Genomic DNA, 17,897 nt, shown 5'->3' on the forward strand with positions numbered 1-17,897 from the left:
CCTGCGCCACATTTCTCCCCCTCGGGCAGCCGTAAGCCCGTGATAAATCTTCACGATCGCCGACGGGACGCCACCCATGTCCCCCGGCCCGCTTGGACCGGCTGATCGCCGGCGTGCAACTCCATCCGTATCCGGGGGGATCGAGGACCCGATCCGCAGCCGATGAAGGCGCGGACCGGCGTGGAGAAAGGCGCACCAGACATGACCTCTGTGCAGGTCGAGCAGCACGACAAGACGCCCGGCGAGGGCGGTTCGGGCGAAGGCGGCGAGGGTTACCACCGCACGCTCGGCGCCCGCCAGATCCAGATGATCGCGATCGGCGGGGCCATCGGCACCGGCCTGTTCCTGGGAGCGGGCAAGGCCATCTCCAAGGCCGGACCCAGCCTGATCCTGGCCTACGCCATCGCGGGCCTGGTCATCTTCTTCATCATGCGGGCCCTGGGCGAGCTGCTCATGTACCGCCCCGTCGCCGGTTCCTTCTCGGACTACGCCCGCGAGTTCCTGGGCCCGTTCTGGGGATACGTCACCGGCTGGACCTACTGGCTGTTCTGGGTGGTCACCGGCATCACCGAGGTCACCGCGGCCGCCCAGTACATGTCGTACTGGACCCACGACAGCTTCCCGCAATGGGCCTACGCGCTGATCTTCACGGTCATCCTCTACGCCGCCAACCTGATCTCCGTGAAGCTCTTCGGTGAGCTGGAGTTCTGGTTCTCCATGGTCAAGGTCACCGCCATCGTCGGCATGATCCTGATCTGCGCCGGCATCCTCACCATCGGCTTCTCCGACGCGGGCGACACCGCCACCGTCTCCAACCTGTGGAACGACGGCGGCTTCTTCCCCAAGGGCATCGGCGGCACGCTGATGACCCTGCAGATCGTGATGTTCGCCTTCCTGGCGGTCGAGCTGGTCGGTGTCACCGCCGGCGAGTCCAAGGACCCCGAGAAGACCCTGCCCAAGGCCATCAACACCGTGCCGTGGCGCATCGCCGTCTTCTACGTCGGCGCGCTGATCATGATCCTGTCGGTCGTCCCGTGGACGCACTTCCAGCCCGGCGTCTCGCCCTTCGTCGCCGCCTTCGAGCGCATGGGCCTCGGCATCGGCGCCGCGATCGTCAACTTCGTGGTGCTGACCGCCGCCCTGTCCTCCTGCAACTCGGGCATGTACTCCACCGGCCGCATGCTGCGCGACCTCGCGCTCAACGGCCAGGGCCCGAAGTTCTTCGCCAAGCTCACCAAGAGCGGCACCCCGCTCATCGGCACCACCTTCTCCGCCGCGCTGATGCTGGTGGGCGTCTGGATCAACTACGTCGCCCCGGGCAAGGCCTTCGACTACGTCGTCTCCTTCGCCACCATCTCCGGCATGTGGGCCTGGATCATGATCCTGGTCTGCCAGATCCGCTACCGGGCCAAGGCCGACCGCGGCGAGCTGCCGCAGTCCGCGTTCCGCGCCCCCGGCGCCCCTTACACGAGCTGGTTCGCGCTGCTCTTCATCGGCATGGTCATCGTGATGATGGGCGCCGACAAGGACTCCCGCGTCTCGCTGTACTGCGCCCCGCTGTGGGGCCTGATCCTGGGCGTCTCGTACCTGGTCATGAAGTCCCGCGACCCGCGCGGCGCGGCCTTCAGCAAGGCCTCGTAGCTCCTGCCGCACCCGGGTCCCGGCCGCCTGTCACGGCCGGGAACCGAGCTCCCACGGACCTTGTGTCCACCATGCGGGCCCTTCCGTACCACTCCTCGGTACGGAAGGGCCCGTCTGCTTATCCTGTCGCTCATGCTGACCCTCACCCAGGCCCTGTACGACCAGATCGTGGAGCACGCCCGCCAGGACCACCCCGACGAGGCGTGCGGCGTCGTGGCCGGGCCGGCGGGCACCGGCCGCCCCGAGCGGTTCGTCCCGATGCTCAACGCGGCCCGCTCGCCCACGTTCTACGAGTTCGACTCGAAGGATCTGCTGGGGCTCTACCGCGATCTGGACGACCGCGACGAGGAGCCGGTGATCATCTACCACTCGCACACCGCCACCGAGGCCTACCCCTCGCGCACGGACGTCACGTACGCGAACGAGCCCGGAGCGCACTACGTGCTCGTCTCGACGGCGGACAAGGACGGCCTCGGCGAGTTCCAGTTCCGCTCGTACCGGATCGTCGACGGAGTGATCACCGAGGAAGAAGTACGGGTCGTCGAAGCCTACTGACCATCATGTGAGCGGCGGGCGTCCACAATGCGGGATCACACTCCAAACCGGGGACCGGGAATCGTTAACATGACCGCATGGTTTCCCACGACGTGAGCATCGAGACGCCCGGCAGGCTGCTGCTCGTGGCGCGGCTGCACGTCGACCTGTGCCGCCTCGCCAGCGCCATCTGTCCTGCGCTCTGAAACAGAACCCTTCCGCGCGGAGGGCCTACGAACCGCGCGCCGCACCTTTCTCACGCTTCTCACGCACTCCCAGACGACTGGAGACAGCCATGGCCATCGAGGTCCGCATCCCCACCATCCTCCGCACCTACACCGAAGGCGAGAAGGCCGTCTCCGGTGAGGGCGCGACCCTCGCCGACCTCTTCGCGGACCTGGAAACCCGTCACAAGGGCATTGAGGAGCGCATTGTCGACGGCGGCCAGCTGCGCCGCTTCGTCAACGTCTACCTCAACGACGAGGACGTCCGCTTCCTCGACGGCATCTCCACCGCCCTCAAGGACGGCGACAGCATCACCATCCTCCCGGCCGTGGCCGGCGGATCGAAGTAATGCGCTACGACTCCCCGCTGGCCGCGGTCGGCAATACGCCGCTGGTCCGGCTGCCCCGGCTGTCGCCCTCGGACGACGTCCGCATCTGGGCGAAGCTGGAGGACCGCAACCCGACCGGCTCGATCAAGGACCGCCCCGCGCTCCACATGGTCGAGCAGGCCGAGAAGGCCGGCCGGCTGTACCCCGGCTGCACCATCCTGGAGCCCACCTCGGGCAACACCGGCATCTCGCTGGCGATGGCGGCCAGGCTCAAGGGCTACCGCATCGTGTGCGTGATGCCGGAGAACACCAGCCAGGAGCGGCGTGACCTGCTGGCCATGTGGGGAGCCGAGATCATCTCGTCGCCGGCCGCCGGCGGCTCGAACACAGCGGTCCGCGTCGCCAAGGAACTGGCCGCGGAGCACCCCGACTGGGTGATGCTCTACCAGTACGGCAACCCGGACAACGCGGGCGCGCACTACGCCACCACCGGCCCGGAGATCCTCGCGGACCTCCCCTCGATCACCCACTTCGTCGCGGGCCTGGGCACGACCGGCACCCTCATGGGCGTCGGCCGCTACCTGCGCGAACACGTGGCCGGCATCAAGATCGTCGCGGCCGAGCCGCGCTACGACGACCTGGTCTACGGGCTGCGCAACCTGGACGAGGGCTTCGTCCCGGAGCTCTACGACGCCTCCGTCCTCACCACCCGCTTCTCGGTGGGCTCGGCGGACGCGGTGACCCGCACGCGGGACCTCCTCCAGCAGGAGGGGATCTTCGCGGGCGTCTCCACGGGAGCGGCCCTGCACGCGGCGATCGGCGTCGGCCGCAAGGCGGTGGCCGCGGGCGAATCGGCGGACATCGTCTTCGTCGTGGCCGACGGCGGCTGGAAGTACCTGTCGACGGGCGTCTACACCGCCGCGACGACGGAGGAAGCCATCGAGGTCCTCCAGGGCCAACTCTGGGCGTAGCCCCTGCGGGCCGTTGCGGGGCGCTGCCCCGCACCCCCGCACGCTCGCACGCCCGCGCCTCAAACGCCGGCGAGGCTGCATCTTCCAGCCGTCCGGCGTTTGAGGACCGGGTCCGGGCAGAGCCCGGGAAACGGCGAAAGGGCGGGGCGGGGACCAGCGCCGCGCAGCGGCACCGCACCGCCAGCCCCGCTAGCCGGAGAGCCGCTCCGCCAGGATCGCCGCGTGGCTGGAGGCCGGGTCAGGCCGCGCGGCCAGAGCCGGTCCACCAGCACCCGCACCCCGTCCGCCGCCGGCTCCGGCGGGTCGTACACCCGCCGCACGCGGATCACCGGCTCCCGCGTCACCGTGCGCCTCCCAGACCCTTGACCTCGTCCCACACCGTGGGGTCCAGCATCCCCAGCCGGGTCCGGAACTCCCACAGCGACACCTCCTCCGGCCGGTCCGCCTCCAGGAAGCCCGCCCGGCCCTGCGCCCCCACCGTCCCCGGGGGCAGCGGGATCACCCCGGCCCGCCGGTCGTCGTACTTCCCGGTGATCCACGCGACCCGCGCCCGGTGGCCCCGTACCGATCCCACCGCGAGGACCAGGCACGTACGGCCGTCCACCAGGCACCACAGCTCGCCGGCCCTCGGATGCGGCGGCGGCCCGGCTCCGTGCGCCGGCGGAGCCCGGCGGGGCAGCCCGGCCCGGCCCCCGGCGAAGAGCACCAGGAGCGCCACGGCCACCACCGCGACCACCGCGGGCCACCAGGACGTGTCCATGTTTCGACCGTAGCCGTGCGGGAACGCCCCGGCATGGCAACGTCCGTGCCCACCGTCGCTCCCCCGGGTGACAGCGCAGGTGATTCCCCCCACAACGGCCTGCCGCGGAGGAGCGACCGGACGTTTCGCGCCTTACGCTCGACCCACGCACGGCCCGCATTCCGTCCACGGACCGTCCTCGGAGGTTCACGCTCCATGAAGCTCACCGTCGTCGGCTGCTCGGGGTCGTTCCCGTCCGCGGAATCGGCCTGTTCGAGCTACCTCGTCGAGGCCGGCGGTTTCCGGCTGCTCCTCGACATGGGCAACGGCGCCCTCGGTGAGCTCCAGCGCCACATCGGTCTCTACGACCTCGACGCGATCTTCCTGAGCCACCTGCACGCCGACCACTGCATCGACATGTGCGCGTACTTCGTGGCCCGCTACTACCGGCACGAGGGCGGCCGCTGCGGCACCATCCCCGTCTACGGGCCCGAGGGCACCGAGCGCCGCCTGACCACCGCCTACGACGACGTCCCCGACGAGCGCTCGATGAGCGAGGTCTTCGACTTCCGCACGCTGAAGTCCGGGACCTTCGAGATCGGCCCGCTCCAGATCCGTACCGAGCGCGTCTCCCACCCGGTCGAGGCGTACGGCATCCGCATCGAGCACGACGGCCGCTCGCTCACCTACTCCGGTGACACCGGAACCTGCCCCGAGCTGGGCCTGCTCGCCGACGGCAGCGACCTCTTCCTGTGCGAGTCCTCCTTCACGCACGGCAAGGAGGACATCCCCGGCCTGCACCTGAACGGCCGCCAGGCGGGCGAGTACGCGGCGGGCGGCGGCGTGGGCAGGCTGGTCCTCACGCACATCCCGCCGTGGACCGACCCCGAGCAGAACATCGCCGACGCCCGCGCGGTCTACGGCGGCCCGGTCGACCTGGCGTACGCGGGCGCGGTCTACGAGGTCTGAGCCCGGCCCCGACCGGCCGGCGGCAACGAGAAGCCCCCGCCCTCCCATCCGGGAGAGCAGGGGCTTCGACGTGAAGGCGTGCGCGCCTACTTGGCCTCGGCCTTCACCAGCTCGGCGAGCTCCTCGTCGGACTCGCGGCCCGGGGTGGGCAGGTTGAACTTGATGATCGCGAAGCGGAACACCACGTAGTAGACCGCCGCGAAGCAGAGGCCGACCAGCGCCAGCATCCACGGCTTCTCCGCGATGCCCAGGTTCAGCAGGAAGTCGACGAGGCCGGCCGAGAAGCCGAAGCCGTCGCGCATCCCCAGCGCCCAGGTCAGAGCCATGGAGACACCGGTCAGCACCGCGTGGATGGCGTACAGCACCGGCGCGATGAACATGAAGGTGAACTCGATCGGCTCGGTCACACCGGTGACGAAGGAGGTGAGCGCGAGGGAGAGCATCATGCCGCCGACGACCTTGCGGCGCTCGGGGCGCGCGCAGTGGACGATCGCGAGGCAGGCCGCCGGGAGGGCGAACATCATGATCGGGAAGAAGCCGGTCATGAACTGTCCGGCGGTCGGGTCACCGGCGAGGAAGCGGCCGATGTCACCGTGGACGGCGCCGTTCGCGGTGTCGTAGGAGCCGGCCTGGAACCACGGGAAGGAGTTCAGCAGGTGGTGCATGCCGATCGGGATGAGCGCACGGTTGGCGACACCGAAGATGCCCGCGCCGACCGCGCCGGAACCGGTCAGCCACTCACCGAAGTTGTGCAGACCCGTGCCGAGGACCGGCCAGATGAGACCGAAGACGACACCGGCGACCAGACCCGCCAGGGCGGAGAGGATCGGGACGAGGCGGCGGCCGCCGAAGAAGCCCGCCCAGTCCGGCAGCTTGGTCCGGTAGAACTTCTGGTAGAGCAGGGCGGTGATGATGCCCATCACGACACCGCCGAGCACACCGGCGTTGACCGTGGCGTCGACGAGGGCGACCTTGTGGTCGACGACCTTCTCGACCTTCGGCAGGTTGCTGTCGGTGAAGGTGGCGAGGACCTTCTGGAAGACCAGGTAACCGGTGACGGCGGCGAGGGCGGTGGAGCCGTCCGACTTCTTGGCGAAGCCGATCGCGATGCCGACGGCGAACAGCAGCGCCATGTTGTCGAGGATCGCGCCACCGCCGGCGGCCATGTAGCCGGCGATCTTCAGGACGAAGGTGGGGAAGACGTCCGCGTCGCCGAGCATGTCACCCGCGCCCAGGCGGAGCAGGAGCGCGCCGGCGGGCAGCACGGCAACGGGGAGCATGAGGCTCCGGCCGATGCGCTGCATGACAGCCATCACGCCAGCGCCCTTCTTCTTTTCCGCCGAGGGGGCGGTAGCCGTGGACACAACTTCCTCCAGTGGGCAAGGCGACGCCAGAGGGAAACGGGGGACGGCGACGTCTCGGATACGGGGGTACGCGGGCTCAGACAGGCCCTCGTGGTCTACACCAATTGTGGTGTAGACCAGTTGTAACACGGTGAGGGATAGATAAGGAACCTTCGATTTCCTGTGGCCTGGATCACACTCCCGGGCGTATGTCGAAGGGCCCCCGGATCGTGATCCGGGGGCCCTTGACGGACCGTGCGGTAACCCTGCCGGGGGCCGTCAGGCCTTGGTCGTCTCCGACTCCATCGCCGCGATCTCCTCGTCCGACTCCCGCCCCGGCGTCGCGAGGTCGAACTTCGTGATCGCGAACCGGAACACCACGTAGTAGACGAGCGCGAAGCACAGACCGATCGGAACGATCAGCCAGGGTTTCGTCGCCAGATTCCAGTTGATGATGTAGTCGATCAGGCCTGCCGAGAAGCTGAAACCGTCGTGCACGCCCAACCCCCACGTCACCGCCATCGACACGCCCGTCAGCACCGCGTGCACCGCGTACAGCACAGGCGCGACGAAGAGGAAGGAGTATTCCAACGGCTCCGTGATCCCGGTGACGAACGAGGTCAAGGCCACCGACAGCATCAGGCCGCCGACCTCCTTGCGCCGCTGCGGCTTCGCACAGTGCGTGATCGCCAGCGCCGCCGCCGGCAGCGCGAACATCATGATCGGGAAGAAACCCGACAGGAACAGGCCCGCGTTCGGATCGCCGTGCAGGAACATGTTGATGTCGCCGTGATACGTCTTCCCGTCCGCCGCCGTGTACGACCCGAACTGGAACCACATCGGCACGTTCAGGAACTGGTGCAGGCCGATCACCAGCAGCGCGCGGTTCGCGACACCGAAGATGCCCGCACCCCAGGCGCCCAGCCCGCGCAACCAGTCGGAGAAACTCTCCAGCGCGTCCCCGACCGGCGGCCAGACCCACAGGCACAGCGCGGCGAAGGCGATCGCGACGAAGGACATGATGATGGGGACCAGCCGCCGGCCGTTGAAGAAGCCGAGCCAGTCCACCAGCTTCACCCGGTGGTAGCGCTGCCAGAAATAGGCCGTCAGCAGCCCCATGACGATGCCGCCGAAGACCCCCGGATTCTGGTACGTGTACGCCACGAAGGTGTCGTTCGGCCCCAGGCAGCCGCCCCCGATGTCCTTGGTCCCCACCGGGCAGGCCTTCTGGAACGAGTGCAGCACCCCTCGGTAGACAAGGAAGCCCGCCGTGGCCGCGAGTGCGGTCGAACCGTCCGCCTTCTTCGCCATACCGATGGCGACACCGATGCAGAAGAGGAGGGGGAGACCGAGGTCGGGATCGAGCAGTGCCCCGCCCGCACCCGCCATCACCTTGGCGACGTCCGTCCACTGCAGGCCGTCCGCGCCGAAGACGTCCGGCTGCCCCAGCCGCAACAGGATGCCCGCCGCGGGCAGTACGGCGATCGGGAGCTGCAGGCTCCGGCCCATCTTCTGCAATCCCTGGAACGCGCTGTGCCGCCAATTCGGTTGCGGCACTGCGGTGGCGCTCTTCGCGCTCATCGGCGTCCTCCCTGACCGGCCCGTTTTTGGCTGCGGCAACGCGTACGGCACACTGGTGTAGACCAGTTGTGGGCAGGTTGCTGCTGATCGTCATCATTCGGCAGGGGTCGGTCATGCGCCCGCGTAGATGGGCCAACCGTGCGTTACCGTGACGAAGCGGACCGTGCAGGGTGGGTAGCCATGCGCCGGCCGCCGAGACTCGTTCTTCGAAACACTCAGGGAGACACACATGGCCACCAAGGCTGAGAAGATCGTCGCCGGGCTCGGCGGTATCGACAACATCGAAGAGGTCGAGGGCTGCATCACCCGCCTGCGCACCGAGGTCAAGGACCCGGGCCTGGTCGACGAGGCCGCCCTGAAGGCCGCCGGCGCCCACGGCGTCGTCAAGATGGGCACCGCGATCCAGGTCGTCATCGGCACCGACGCCGACCCGATCGCCGCCGACATCGAAGACATGATGTGATCCGGACCCGCTAGCCAGGTCCCAGCCGACCCCGTCCCGGAAGCCCCGGACGGGGTCTTCGCACAGCGACACGGGCCCGGGCCCGCAGCGACTAGGCTCGCAGCCATGTCTCGCATCGACGGCCGCACGCCCGAACAGCTCCGCCCGGTCACCATCGAACGCGGATGGAGCAAGCACGCCGAGGGCTCCGTCCTCATCTCCTTCGGAGACACCAAGGTCTTCTGCACCGCCTCCTTCACCGAAGGCGTCCCGCGCTGGCGCAAGGGCAGCGGCGAAGGCTGGGTCACCTCCGAGTACTCGATGCTGCCGCGCTCCACCAACACCCGCGGCGACCGCGAATCCGTACGCGGCAAGATCGGCGGCCGCACGCACGAGATCTCCCGCCTGATCGGCCGCTCCCTGCGCGCCGTCATCGACTACAAGGCCCTCGGCGAGAACACCATCGTCCTGGACTGCGACGTCCTCCAGGCCGACGGCGGCACCCGCACCGCCGCCATCACCGGCGCCTACGTCGCGCTCGCCGACGCCGTCGCCTGGGGCCAGAAGAAGAAGCTGATCAAGGCCGGCCGCAAGCCGCTCACCGGCACCGTCGGCGCCGTCAGCGTCGGCATCGTCGACGGCGTCCCGCTCCTCGACCTCTGCTACGAGGAGGACGTGCGCGCCGAGACCGACATGAACGTGGTCTGCACCGGCGACGGCCGCTTCGTCGAGGTCCAGGGCACCGCCGAGGGCGAGCCCTTCGACCGCAAGGAACTGAACGCCCTCCTCGACCTCGCCGCCGGAGGCTGCGCGGACCTGGAAGCCATCCAGCTGGGCGCGCTCGAACTTTAGCGGCGGCAACCGCCGGGCCCGGCCCGGCGTCCAGGAAGATACGGGCGCACGGTCTCGAAGCCGTGCGCCCGTCCTCGCACCGTCCGTCGAAGTCCTCGTTACCCAAGCCCTCAGGGGGAGAACCGCATGAAGCTCCGCATCGCGGCCATAGCCGTGGCCGCCGTACTCACCGTTCCGGCCCTGTCCGCGTGCGACGCGATCTCCACCGCGATGGACTGCGCGAACACGGCCGTGGCCATCACGGACGGCGCCAACGACCTCCAGCAGGCCGTCTCCCAGGCGGGCAACAGCCCCCAGGACGCCCAGAACGCGCTCGACCAGATCGAGTCGAACCTCAAGAAGATCGGCGACCAGACGGAGAACGCCGACCTCGGCAAGGCCATCGACTCGATGAACACGGCCGTCAAGAACGTCCGCACCTCGATCGAGAGCGGCAACACCGCCCCGGACATCCAGCCGGTCGCGGACGCGGCCAGCGAGCTCTCGAAGGTCTGCACCCCGGGATAATGGGGGCATGACCTCGACGCCCAGCCGCCTCATCCTGGCCACCCGCAACGCGGGCAAAGTCTCCGAACTCCACGCGATCCTGTCCGACGCCGGCCTGCCGCACGAGCTGGTCGGCGCGGACGCCTACCCGGAGATCCCGGACGTCAAGGAGACCGGCGTCACCTTCGCCGAGAACGCCCTCCTCAAGGCCCACGCACTGGCCCGCGCCACCGGCCTCCCGGCGGTCGCCGACGACTCCGGCCTCTGCGTGGACGTCCTGCACGGCGCCCCCGGCATCTTCTCGGCCCGCTGGGCCGGCTCCCACGGCGACGACAAGGCCAACCTGGACCTGCTGCTGGCCCAGCTCGGCGACATCGCCGACGAGAACCGCGGGGCCCACTTCGCGTGCGCGGCGGCCCTGGCCCTCCCGGACGGCACCGAACGCGTCGTCGAGGGCCGGCTCCTGGGCACCCTGCGCCACACCCCGTCCGGCACGGGCGGCTTCGGCTACGACCCGATCCTCCAGCCGCAGGGCGACACCCGCACGTGCGCGGAACTGACGGCGGCGGAGAAGAACGCCATCTCCCACCGAGGCCAGGCCTTCCGCGCCCTGATCCCCTTCGTCCGAGCCCTCCTGGGCTGAGCCCCGGGTCCGCTGGGACACCTCCGGCGTACCGAAATGCCGAAGGCCTGCCCTCCCGGAGTCCGGGAGGGCAGGCCTTTTGTGTTGGTACGCCCGATCGGATTCGAACCGACAGACACGACCACCTAAAGATCGCCGCTCACCGTTGGCGTACGGGCGCAAACCAAGACCACTGTACTTGGTGGCGGCTGGATACGGTGGGCACTAGCTACGGGATGTGCCAGATCGGACGGGTCTTCCACCGCGGCACCACGTGCTGGTGACCGCATGGCAGTTGGGGCACAGGAGCCGGAGGTTCTCGCGCTGGTCGTTGCTCCAGTCGCCGTCCATGTGGTCGACCTCCAGCGTCATCGGCTGTCCCTGCCAGACGGCTTCGACGCCGCACAGTCGGCACGCTTCGGGAATTCCGATGGCCGCGAGGGCCTGCTTGAGGTGCGCGCTCTGCGCACGGCGGGCCTGCGGGCCTTCCTGCCTGACCAACACCGTTTCCGGGGTCCGCCGGACCTTTGGGCGCCCCGCCGACGAGGGCAATACGAAATGGGAGGTGTTCATCCCGAACGCCTTGACCCTGCGGCTGATGTGGGTGTGGTGGCCGCCCACCACGTCGAGTCCCAGGCGCCTGAGTACTTCGCACATGTTCGTCGACGCGGCCACGGCCTCCGCCAGTACTTCCCGCGTCCACCTCGCCCCGTCCCGCTCGAAGTGCGAGACGTCCACGCCCAGCTTTGGCATGCGGTCGTGCAGGTACCTACGCGACGGGCCGTTCGGATCCACTCCCAGCTTGCGCAGTGCCTCCGTCAGCGTCCGCGCCCCTTCGGCGGCTTCCGCCAGGCGTTCCTTCGTGTACGGGCTGATCGGCATGCCCGCCCCCCTCCGTGATGTCCGGCCATGCGTGCGGCCCTCGTACGGAGTAACGGGCTCGGAAGGCGGACGGGCACGGGGTTTTTCGTCCGATAAACGGAACGGCCCGCACCGGGGGTGCGGGCCAGTTCTGTGGGGTGGGGCGAGGATCAGAGGCCCAGGTCCTTGATGATCTTGGCTACGTGACCCGTGGCCTTGACGTTGTAGAAGGCGTGCTCGACCTTGCCCTCCTCGTCGACGACCACCGTGGAGCGGATGACCCCGGTGACCGTCTTGCCGTACAGCTTCTTCTCGCCGTACGCGCCGTACGCCGTCAGCGTCTCCTTCTCCGGGTCGCTGACCAGGGTGACCTTCAGGTCCTCCTTCTCGCGGAACTTCGCCAGCTTCTCCGGCTTGTCCGGGGACACGCCGATGACGTCGTAGCCGTGTCCCGTCAGGAAGGACAGGTTGTCCGTGAAATCGCAGGCCTGCTTCGTGCAGCCCGGCGTCAGCGCGGACGGGTAGAAGTAGACGATCACCTTGCGGCCCTTGTGGTCGGCGAGCGAGACCTCGTTGCCGTCCGCGTCGGGCAGGGTGAAGGCGGGGGCGGTGTCGCCCGGCTGGAGTCGCTCGCTCATCTTGACTGCTCCTCGGGAGGGGATCGGTATGGCATGAGACTAAGCTGACAGACTGTTCATGGCGGACTACGCCCCACAGGACCACGACGACGACGGAGGCAGCGCGGTGTCGGAAGCCAGGACCCGGGAAGCCAGGACCCCCGCACAGATCGAGGCGGACATCGTTCGCCGCCGCGAGCAGCTCGCCGAGACCCTCGACGAGATCGGCGTGCGCATGCACCCGAAGACGATCATCGGGGACGCGAAGGCACGGGTCGCCTCGACCGTCGACAACACCGCCGGGCGGGCCTTCGCCACGGTGAACCGGGTCGTGACCGACCTGAAGGACAGCCTGCGTCACGACGACGGGACTCCGCGCGTCGACCGGATCGTGCCCATCGCCCTGGTCGCGGTGAGCCTGGTCGGGCTGGTCGTGGTCTCGGCGCGCCGCAGGCGCGGATGACCCTGAGCGGTACGGGGCGGGTACGGACGGGTAGGTTCGGGGCGTGAGAGAGAACACCACCCACGACAAGCTGCCCATCCGCATGCTGCACGACCGCGTGCTCGTGAAGTCCGATCTGCCGGAGGGCGAGCGCCGCTCGGGCGGCGGCATCCTGATCCCCGCGACGGCCGCGGTGGGAAAGCGGCTGGCCTGGGCCGAGGTGGTCGCGGTCGGGCAGAACGTACGGACGGTCGAGCCCGGTGACCGGGTGCTGTACGACCCCGAGGACCGTGCCGAGGTCGAGGTGCGGGGCGCGACCTACGTGCTGATGCGCGAGCGGGACCTGCACGCCGTGGCCGCGGAGCGGCTGGAGGGGTCGGAGGACTCCACCGGGCTGTACCTCTGACGAAGACGTGGGAAAAGGGCTGGTGGCCGAGGTCACCGGCCCTTTTCGCCGCCCTTTGCTACGGTGGAGGAGAACCCGACGAGACGCGCCGTACCGGGTACGACAAGACGACGCACCCCGTATCGCTCGATGTCTCGGAGGTGCCGTCATGGCATGGGTTCTTCTTCTCGTCGCCGGTCTGCTCGAGGTCGGCTGGTCGATCGGCATGAAGTTCACCGACGGCTTCACCCGGCTGTGGCCCAGTGTGTTCACGGGTGCCGGGATCGTCGCGAGCATGGTGCTGCTGTCCTACGCCGCGAAGACCCTGCCCATCGGCACGGCGTACGGGGTGTGGGTGGGCATCGGCGCCGCCGGTGCGGCGGTGCTCGGTATGGCGGTGCTGGGTGAGCCCGTCACCGCCGCCCGGATCTTCTTCATCTGTCTGCTGCTGGTCGCCGTGGTGGGGCTGAAGGCGACCTCCGGTCACTGACCGCGCTCCCTGCTATTCGAGGAACGCCGACGGCGGTCGCAGGCCATCCGCCGGGTCGCCGTCGATTCCTTGGGCGGCTCCCTCGGCGCTGCCCTGCGTGCCCTGGGTGGTGCCGCCCTGGTCGCCGCCCTGGGTGGTGCCGCCGCTGTCCTGACCGCCGCTGTCCTGACCGCCGTTGTCCTGGCCCCCGTTCGTCCGGCCGCCGTTGTCCTGGCCGCCCTGGTTCTGGCCGCCGTTGTTCTGTCCGCCCTGGTTGCGGCCGCCCGTCCCGTTCGAGGGGGTGGGCCGGGTCGGGCGTACCGGGGTGCTGGGTGAGGGTTCGCCGGGGGTCTCCTCGGGCGGTTCGGACTCCGGGCTGGGCGGTGGCGGGGGCTGCGCGGCGCCGGGCTGGAGTTCCAGGTCGAAGTCGACGGGGTCGGTGCCCTCCAGGGCGGTCTTCGTGTACGCGGCCCAGATGCGGGCCGGGTATCCGCCGCCGCCGATGCGGGCCTCGCCGAGGGCGCCGTAGAGGGATTCCAGGGTTCCCGTGTCGGGGTCCTGGCCCATCATCGAGACGACGGTGACCAGGTCCGGGGTGTAGGCCGCGAACCAGGCCGAGCGGTCGAGTTCGCCGGTGCCGGTTTTGCCGGCGGCGGGGTGGCCGGCGGCGAGGGCGGCCGTGCCGGTGCCGTTGTCCACGACGCTGACCAGCATGGATGTGGTGGTGTCGGCGGCCTCGCGGTTGATGGCCTGGGTGGGGGTGCGCTGGGGCAGGCCGATGATGTCGCCGCCCTTGGTGATCTTCTCGACGAAGGTGAAGGGGGTGCGGCGGCCGTGGTCGGCGAGGGTGGCGTAGGCCTGGGCCATGTCCACGACGCTGGCCTGGAGGGTGCCGAGGGCCATGGCCGGGCCGGGTACGAAGTTCGGGGTGTTCTCGGGGATGCCGAGGTCGATGGCGGTCTGCTTGACCTTGCCGGTGCCGACGTCGACGGCCATCTGCGCGTACACGGCGTTGACGGAGAGGTCGGTGGCGGTGTTGACGGTGATGTTCCCGTACGAGACCTGGCCCTCGTTCTCGGGGGCGAAGCGGATCCGGCCGCCGACGACGGGGCGTTTGTTGTCGCCGTTGTAGATCGTGTTCGGGGTGATCCGGCGGCCGTCCTGGGTGCGGGAGTCGTTCTCGACGGCGGCTGCGAAGACGAACGGCTTGAAGGTGGAGGCGACCTGGTAGTCGTGCCGGGTCGCGTTGTTGACGTACTGCTTGGTGTAGTCGATGCCGCCGTAGAGGGCGACGACCTTGCCGGTGGCCGGGTCGATGGAGACCCCGCCGGCGCGGACCAGCCGGTCCGCCTTGCGGGTCTCGGGTTCGAGCTTGCTGACCATCTGCGCGTCGACGGCGTCGACCAAGGCGGTCTGGCGGCGCTTGTCGATGGTGGAGGTGATCCGGTAGCCGCCCTCGGCGAGGGTCTTGTCGTCGAGGATCTTGTTCTCGACGATGTAGTCCTTGATCGCTTCCACGAGGTAGCCGCGCTGGCCGGACAGTCCGGCGGCCGCGCGGACCTTGCCCGGTTCGGGGAACCGGATCGTCGCGCGTTCGGCGGCGGGCAGCCACTGCTTCTTGACCATGCCGTCGAGCACGTAGTTCCAGCGGGCTACGGCGCGTGGGCGGCTCTGGGGGTGGGAGACGACGTCGAAGGCGCTGGGGGAGTTGAGGAGGGTGGCGAGGTAGGCGCCCTCGGCGGTGGTGAGCTTGTTGACGTCCTTGCCGTAGTAGGCCTGGGCGGCGGCCTGGATGCCGTAGGCGTTGCGGCCGAAGTAGCTGGTGTTCAGGTAGCCCTCGAGGATGTAGTCCTTGGACTTCTCGCGACCGAGTTTGATCGCGATGAAGAACTCCTTGACCTTGCGGTTGATCGTCTGTTCCTGGCCCAAGTAGTAGTTCTTGACGTACTGCTGGGTGATCGTGGACCCGGACTGGGTGCCCTTGCCGGTCGCGGTGTTCCAGGCGGCGCGGAGCATCGCCTTGGGGTCGACCGCCCGTTCGGAGTGGAAGTCCCGGTCCTCGGCGGCCAGTACGGCTTCCTGCACGGTCCGGGGGATCTGGGACAGGGGCACGTTGACGCGGTTGACCTCGCCGTCGCGGGCGATCTGGGAGCCGTCGGAGTAGAGGTAGACGTTGGACTGCGCGGTGGCGGCGGCGTTGGCCGGCGGGATGTCGACCAGCAGGTAGCCGGCCACGAGCGCGCCGCCGATCAGCAGGGCGAGGAGCAGGATGCCGCCCAGGACCATGCGCCAGGTGGGGACGAGGCGGCGCCAGCCGGTTCGCCGGCGCCGGGCCTTCTTGCCCGGTCCGCCCGGCGGGGTCAGGGCCCGGTCGGGCGTCCGCGGCTGCGGGACGTCGCGCGGTCCGCCGGGCGGGGTGTCGGGGTCACGAGGGGTCCAGCCCGGGGGTGGTGACTGGTCGCTCATCTCCAGGGCTCCTCGACGCCGTTCGAAATATCCACTTCTGTACCTCATGGTGTCTACCCGATGGCCGGTGATTCCGCTCCGGACGGGCATAAATCGGTCGCGTGGCTCGCCCCTCCGCACTAAGCTCGCGCGCTTTGGCCGACGTAGGAACGACGTGGGAAACGGAGGGATACGGTGAGCCGGAGAGTGCGTCTCTACCTGGCAGTCGCCGCAGGCGGATTCAGGCGGTACGCCACCTATGGGACGGCGACAGCGGCCGGGGTGTTCACCAACACCGTGTTCGGGTTCATCGTCGCGTACACGTACATCGCGCTGTGGGACGAGCGTCCCGGACTCGGCGGCTACGACCAGGCGCAGGCGCTGACCTTCGTCTGGGTGAGCCAATCGCTGCTGGCCGCCGCGGCGCTGATCGGCGGCGGGTTCCAGGAGGAGCTCCAGGAGCGGATCCGGACGGGTGACATCGCGGTCGACCTGTACCGGCCCGCGGACCTTCAGATGTGGTGGCTGGCGGCAGATCTGGGCCGGGCGGGCTTCCAGTTGCTGGGCCGCGGGGTGGTGCCGCTGGTGGCGGGGGCGCTGGCGTTCCCGCTGGCGCTGCCCGTCGATCCGCTGCGCTGGCTGCTGTTCCTGGCGTCCGCACTGCTGGCCCTGGTGGTGAGCTTCGCGCTGCGCTACATGGTGGGGCTGGTGGCCTTCTGGCTGATGGACGGGGCGGGCATCAACATCATGGCCACCGTCGCCTCGATCTTCTTCTCCGGGATGCTGCTGCCGCTGACCGTCTTCCCGGGCGGCTTCGGCGAGTTGGTCAGGGCCCTGCCGTGGGCGGCGATGCTCCAGGTCCCGATGGACGTCCTGCTGGGCATGCACGCGGGGGCCGGGGGCGCGGCCGAGGCGCTGGGCTTCCAGGCCGGATGGGCGCTCGTACTCCTGGGCACGGGGCGGCTGTTGCAGTCGGCCGCGACACGGAAGGTGGTGGTCCAGGGTGGCTGAGGCGGAGGTGGAGGCGGAGGTGCACGCCGGGGCGGAGGTGCAGGCCGAAGCCGGGGCGGTACGGGCGCGTGCGCGGGAGTTCGCCGTGGATGGGGCGCCGGCGGAGGGGTCCCGGCGCGGCGGCCCGGTCCGGGAAGGGCTGCGCGGCTACCTGCTGATCGTGGGCATGTGGATCCGGTCCACGATGACGTACCGCACGTCCTTCGTCCTGACGACCGTCGGGCACGCGGCGATCACCCTGCTGGACTTCGTCGCGATCTACATCATGTTCTCCCACGTGGACGACCTCGGCGGCTTCACGCTGCCCGAGATCGCCCTGCTGTACGGCTCCTGCTCGGCCTCGCTCGGCCTGGCGGACATGCTGCTGGGGAACACCGACCGGATCGGCGCCCGGATCCGCGACGGCTCGCTCGACACGATGCTGGTGCGTCCGGTCCCGGTCCTCGCGCAGGTCGCGGCGGACCGGTTCGCGCTGCGCCGGCTGGGCCGGATCGGACAGGGGCTCGGGGTCATGGGCTGGGCGCTCTGGTCGCTGGACGTGGACTGGACGGCCGGGAAGGTGCTGCTAGTCCCCGTGATGGTCCTCGCCGGGGCGGCGATCTTCGCGGCGGTGATGGTCACCGGCGCGGCCTTCCAGTTCGTGACGGGGGACGCGGCGGAGGTGCAGAACTCCTTCACCTACGGCGGCTGCACCATGCTCCAGTACCCGCCGACGGTCTTCGCGAAGGACCTGCTGCGCGGGGTGACCTTCATCGTCCCGCTGGCCTTCGTCAACTGGCTGCCCGCACTGCACGTGTTGGGGCGGCCGGATCCGCTGGGACTGCCCGGGTGGGTCGCGTACCTGAGCCCGCTGGTGGCCTTCCTGGTGTTCCTGCCCGCGTCGCTGGCGTGGCGCGCGGGAGTCCGTTCGTACCGAAGCACGGGGAGCTAGAGC

At 69.4% G+C, this 17,897-nt stretch carries 21 protein-coding genes, 1 tRNA gene, 1 pseudogene and 1 riboswitch; of the genes and pseudogenes, 15 read left to right on the forward strand and 8 right to left on the reverse strand.

Annotated features, from left to right (window positions below; translation table 11 throughout):
- Window positions 1–201: 201 nt before the first annotated feature.
- The 5 genes from ACIQZO_RS11305 to ACIQZO_RS11325 all read left to right on the forward strand — a co-directional run bounded on the left by ACIQZO_RS11305 (window position 202) and on the right by ACIQZO_RS11325 (window position 3,699).
- Window positions 202–1,641 (forward strand): amino acid permease, encoded by a 1,440-nt coding sequence (locus ACIQZO_RS11305; RefSeq protein WP_403623564.1) that lies wholly within the window; start codon window positions 202–204, stop codon window positions 1,639–1,641.
- A gap of 132 nt (window positions 1,642–1,773) precedes the next feature.
- Window positions 1,774–2,196, forward strand: coding sequence for a Mov34/MPN/PAD-1 family protein (locus ACIQZO_RS11310; RefSeq protein ID WP_403623567.1), 423 nt, complete (start codon window positions 1,774–1,776; stop codon window positions 2,194–2,196).
- A gap of 77 nt (window positions 2,197–2,273) precedes the next feature.
- Window positions 2,274–2,381, forward strand: a complete 108-nt coding sequence (locus ACIQZO_RS11315) for a putative leader peptide (protein ID WP_314252769.1) — start codon at window positions 2,274–2,276, stop codon at window positions 2,379–2,381.
- 89 nt (window positions 2,382–2,470) lie between these two features.
- On the forward strand, window positions 2,471–2,749 hold the full coding sequence (locus ACIQZO_RS11320) for a MoaD/ThiS family protein (protein WP_403623570.1): 279 nt from the start codon (window positions 2,471–2,473) through the stop codon (window positions 2,747–2,749).
- Window positions 2,749–3,699, forward strand: a complete 951-nt coding sequence (locus ACIQZO_RS11325) for a PLP-dependent cysteine synthase family protein (RefSeq protein WP_403623573.1) — start codon at window positions 2,749–2,751, stop codon at window positions 3,697–3,699. Before ACIQZO_RS11320 ends, ACIQZO_RS11325 begins: the two co-directional genes overlap by 1 nt.
- Window positions 3,700–3,758: 59 nt before the next feature.
- On the opposite strand, the gene ACIQZO_RS11330 is transcribed toward ACIQZO_RS11325, so the two are convergent.
- Both ACIQZO_RS11330 and ACIQZO_RS11335 read right to left on the reverse strand, forming a co-directional pair.
- The gene (locus tag ACIQZO_RS11330) at window positions 3,759–4,118 is read right to left on the reverse strand and encodes a DUF488 family protein (RefSeq protein WP_403623576.1); all 360 of its coding nucleotides are present in this window, start codon (window positions 4,116–4,118) and stop codon (window positions 3,759–3,761) included.
- Entirely contained in the window at window positions 4,040–4,459 is a 420-nt protein-coding gene (locus tag ACIQZO_RS11335; RefSeq protein ID WP_403623579.1) for a hypothetical protein, read from the reverse strand. The genes ACIQZO_RS11330 and ACIQZO_RS11335 overlap by 79 nt, the downstream gene beginning before the upstream one ends.
- A gap of 195 nt (window positions 4,460–4,654) precedes the next feature.
- Here ACIQZO_RS11335 and ACIQZO_RS11340 point away from each other — a divergent pair, with 195 nt between their 5' ends.
- Window positions 4,655–5,407 (forward strand): MBL fold metallo-hydrolase, encoded by a 753-nt coding sequence (locus ACIQZO_RS11340; RefSeq protein WP_403623581.1) that lies wholly within the window; start codon window positions 4,655–4,657, stop codon window positions 5,405–5,407.
- 86 nt (window positions 5,408–5,493) lie between these two features.
- Here ACIQZO_RS11340 and ACIQZO_RS11345 read toward each other — a convergent pair whose 3' ends face one another.
- Together ACIQZO_RS11345 and ACIQZO_RS11350 are read right to left on the reverse strand one after the other, a co-directional pair.
- Entirely contained in the window at window positions 5,494–6,720 is a 1,227-nt protein-coding gene (locus tag ACIQZO_RS11345; RefSeq protein WP_403623584.1) for a PTS transporter subunit EIIC, read from the reverse strand.
- A 309-nt stretch (window positions 6,721–7,029) separates the two neighbouring features.
- Complete coding sequence (locus tag ACIQZO_RS11350) at window positions 7,030–8,331, reverse strand: PTS transporter subunit EIIC (protein WP_403623587.1); 1,302 nt, start codon at window positions 8,329–8,331, stop codon at window positions 7,030–7,032.
- Between the two features lie 220 nt (window positions 8,332–8,551).
- On the opposite strand from ACIQZO_RS11350, the pseudogene ACIQZO_RS11355 reads away from it, so the two are divergent.
- The 4 genes and pseudogenes from ACIQZO_RS11355 to rdgB form a co-directional block, all read left to right on the forward strand.
- A pseudogene (locus ACIQZO_RS11355) lies at window positions 8,552–8,794 on the forward strand (glucose PTS transporter subunit EIIB); the annotation flags it as partial.
- 105 nt (window positions 8,795–8,899) lie between these two features.
- Window positions 8,900–9,625, forward strand: coding sequence for a ribonuclease PH (rph, locus tag ACIQZO_RS11360; protein WP_403623590.1), 726 nt, complete (start codon window positions 8,900–8,902; stop codon window positions 9,623–9,625).
- A gap of 126 nt (window positions 9,626–9,751) precedes the next feature.
- Window positions 9,752–10,132, forward strand: a complete 381-nt coding sequence (locus ACIQZO_RS11365) for a hypothetical protein (RefSeq protein WP_403623592.1) — start codon at window positions 9,752–9,754, stop codon at window positions 10,130–10,132.
- Between the two features lie 7 nt (window positions 10,133–10,139).
- The gene (gene rdgB / locus ACIQZO_RS11370; protein ID WP_403623595.1) at window positions 10,140–10,754 is read left to right on the forward strand and encodes an RdgB/HAM1 family non-canonical purine NTP pyrophosphatase; all 615 of its coding nucleotides are present in this window, start codon (window positions 10,140–10,142) and stop codon (window positions 10,752–10,754) included.
- Window positions 10,755–10,839: 85 nt separating this feature from the next.
- Here rdgB and ACIQZO_RS11375 read toward each other — a convergent pair.
- From ACIQZO_RS11375 to bcp, 3 genes are all read right to left on the reverse strand, one after another.
- Window positions 10,840–10,914: transfer RNA gene (locus ACIQZO_RS11375), tRNA-Leu, on the reverse strand.
- Between the two features lie 44 nt (window positions 10,915–10,958).
- On the reverse strand, window positions 10,959–11,615 hold the full coding sequence (locus ACIQZO_RS11380; protein ID WP_403623598.1) for an HNH endonuclease: 657 nt from the start codon (window positions 11,613–11,615) through the stop codon (window positions 10,959–10,961).
- A 149-nt stretch (window positions 11,616–11,764) separates the two neighbouring features.
- Window positions 11,765–12,232 (reverse strand): thioredoxin-dependent thiol peroxidase, encoded by a 468-nt coding sequence (gene bcp, locus ACIQZO_RS11385; protein WP_030009033.1) that lies wholly within the window; start codon window positions 12,230–12,232, stop codon window positions 11,765–11,767.
- Between the two features lie 58 nt (window positions 12,233–12,290).
- Here bcp and ACIQZO_RS11390 point away from each other — a divergent pair, with 58 nt between their 5' ends.
- The 3 genes from ACIQZO_RS11390 to ACIQZO_RS11400 all read left to right on the forward strand — a co-directional run bounded on the left by ACIQZO_RS11390 (window position 12,291) and on the right by ACIQZO_RS11400 (window position 13,528).
- The gene (locus tag ACIQZO_RS11390; protein WP_403623602.1) at window positions 12,291–12,674 is read left to right on the forward strand and encodes a DUF3618 domain-containing protein; all 384 of its coding nucleotides are present in this window, start codon (window positions 12,291–12,293) and stop codon (window positions 12,672–12,674) included.
- An 82-nt stretch (window positions 12,675–12,756) separates the two neighbouring features.
- A complete protein-coding gene (locus ACIQZO_RS11395; RefSeq protein WP_202506955.1) occupies window positions 12,757–13,059 on the forward strand; it encodes a co-chaperone GroES in 303 nt (100 codons plus the stop codon).
- A gap of 47 nt (window positions 13,060–13,106) precedes the next feature.
- Window positions 13,107–13,176: riboswitch (guanidine-III (ykkC-III) riboswitch) on the forward strand.
- 31 nt (window positions 13,177–13,207) lie between these two features.
- Complete coding sequence (locus ACIQZO_RS11400) at window positions 13,208–13,528, forward strand: multidrug efflux SMR transporter (protein WP_030009036.1); 321 nt, start codon at window positions 13,208–13,210, stop codon at window positions 13,526–13,528.
- Window positions 13,529–13,540: 12 nt separating this feature from the next.
- Here the strand turns inward: ACIQZO_RS11400 and ACIQZO_RS11405 are convergent, their stop codons facing one another.
- Window positions 13,541–15,973, reverse strand: a complete 2,433-nt coding sequence (locus tag ACIQZO_RS11405) for a transglycosylase domain-containing protein (RefSeq protein WP_403623605.1) — start codon at window positions 15,971–15,973, stop codon at window positions 13,541–13,543.
- 174 nt (window positions 15,974–16,147) lie between these two features.
- On the opposite strand from ACIQZO_RS11405, the gene ACIQZO_RS11410 reads away from it, so the two are divergent.
- Both ACIQZO_RS11410 and ACIQZO_RS11415 read left to right on the forward strand, forming a co-directional pair.
- Window positions 16,148–16,963 (forward strand): ABC transporter permease, encoded by an 816-nt coding sequence (locus tag ACIQZO_RS11410; protein WP_403623608.1) that lies wholly within the window; start codon window positions 16,148–16,150, stop codon window positions 16,961–16,963.
- Window positions 16,964–17,048: 85 nt separating this feature from the next.
- A complete protein-coding gene (locus ACIQZO_RS11415; RefSeq protein WP_403624248.1) occupies window positions 17,049–17,894 on the forward strand; it encodes an ABC transporter permease in 846 nt (281 codons plus the stop codon).
- Window positions 17,895–17,897 lie beyond the last annotated feature (3 nt).

The sequence above is a fragment of the Streptomyces sp. NPDC097617 genome (assembly GCF_044761485.1).
Lineage (GTDB): Bacteria > Actinomycetota > Actinomycetes > Streptomycetales > Streptomycetaceae > Streptomyces.

Coding starts and splice junctions, on each gene's coding strand:
- ACIQZO_RS11305 (WP_403623564.1), top strand. CDS start 202: ATGACCTCTGTGCAGGTCGAGCAGCACGACAAGACGCCCGGCGAGGGC.
- ACIQZO_RS11310 (WP_403623567.1), top strand. CDS start 1,774: ATGCTGACCCTCACCCAGGCCCTGTACGACCAGATCGTGGAGCACGCC.
- ACIQZO_RS11315 (WP_314252769.1), top strand. CDS start 2,274: ATGGTTTCCCACGACGTGAGCATCGAGACGCCCGGCAGGCTGCTGCTC.
- ACIQZO_RS11320 (WP_403623570.1), top strand. CDS start 2,471: ATGGCCATCGAGGTCCGCATCCCCACCATCCTCCGCACCTACACCGAA.
- ACIQZO_RS11325 (WP_403623573.1), top strand. CDS start 2,749: ATGCGCTACGACTCCCCGCTGGCCGCGGTCGGCAATACGCCGCTGGTC.
- ACIQZO_RS11335 (WP_403623579.1), bottom strand. CDS start 4,459: ATGGACACGTCCTGGTGGCCCGCGGTGGTCGCGGTGGTGGCCGTGGCG.
- ACIQZO_RS11340 (WP_403623581.1), top strand. CDS start 4,655: ATGAAGCTCACCGTCGTCGGCTGCTCGGGGTCGTTCCCGTCCGCGGAA.
- ACIQZO_RS11345 (WP_403623584.1), bottom strand. CDS start 6,720: ATGGCTGTCATGCAGCGCATCGGCCGGAGCCTCATGCTCCCCGTTGCC.
- ACIQZO_RS11350 (WP_403623587.1), bottom strand. CDS start 8,331: ATGAGCGCGAAGAGCGCCACCGCAGTGCCGCAACCGAATTGGCGGCAC.
- rph (WP_403623590.1), top strand. CDS start 8,900: ATGTCTCGCATCGACGGCCGCACGCCCGAACAGCTCCGCCCGGTCACC.
- ACIQZO_RS11365 (WP_403623592.1), top strand. CDS start 9,752: ATGAAGCTCCGCATCGCGGCCATAGCCGTGGCCGCCGTACTCACCGTT.
- rdgB (WP_403623595.1), top strand. CDS start 10,140: ATGACCTCGACGCCCAGCCGCCTCATCCTGGCCACCCGCAACGCGGGC.
- ACIQZO_RS11380 (WP_403623598.1), bottom strand. CDS start 11,615: ATGCCGATCAGCCCGTACACGAAGGAACGCCTGGCGGAAGCCGCCGAA.
- bcp (WP_030009033.1), bottom strand. CDS start 12,232: ATGAGCGAGCGACTCCAGCCGGGCGACACCGCCCCCGCCTTCACCCTG.
- ACIQZO_RS11390 (WP_403623602.1), top strand. CDS start 12,291: ATGGCGGACTACGCCCCACAGGACCACGACGACGACGGAGGCAGCGCG.
- ACIQZO_RS11395 (WP_202506955.1), top strand. CDS start 12,757: ATGCTGCACGACCGCGTGCTCGTGAAGTCCGATCTGCCGGAGGGCGAG.
- ACIQZO_RS11400 (WP_030009036.1), top strand. CDS start 13,208: ATGGCATGGGTTCTTCTTCTCGTCGCCGGTCTGCTCGAGGTCGGCTGG.
- ACIQZO_RS11405 (WP_403623605.1), bottom strand. CDS start 15,973: ATGAGCGACCAGTCACCACCCCCGGGCTGGACCCCTCGTGACCCCGAC.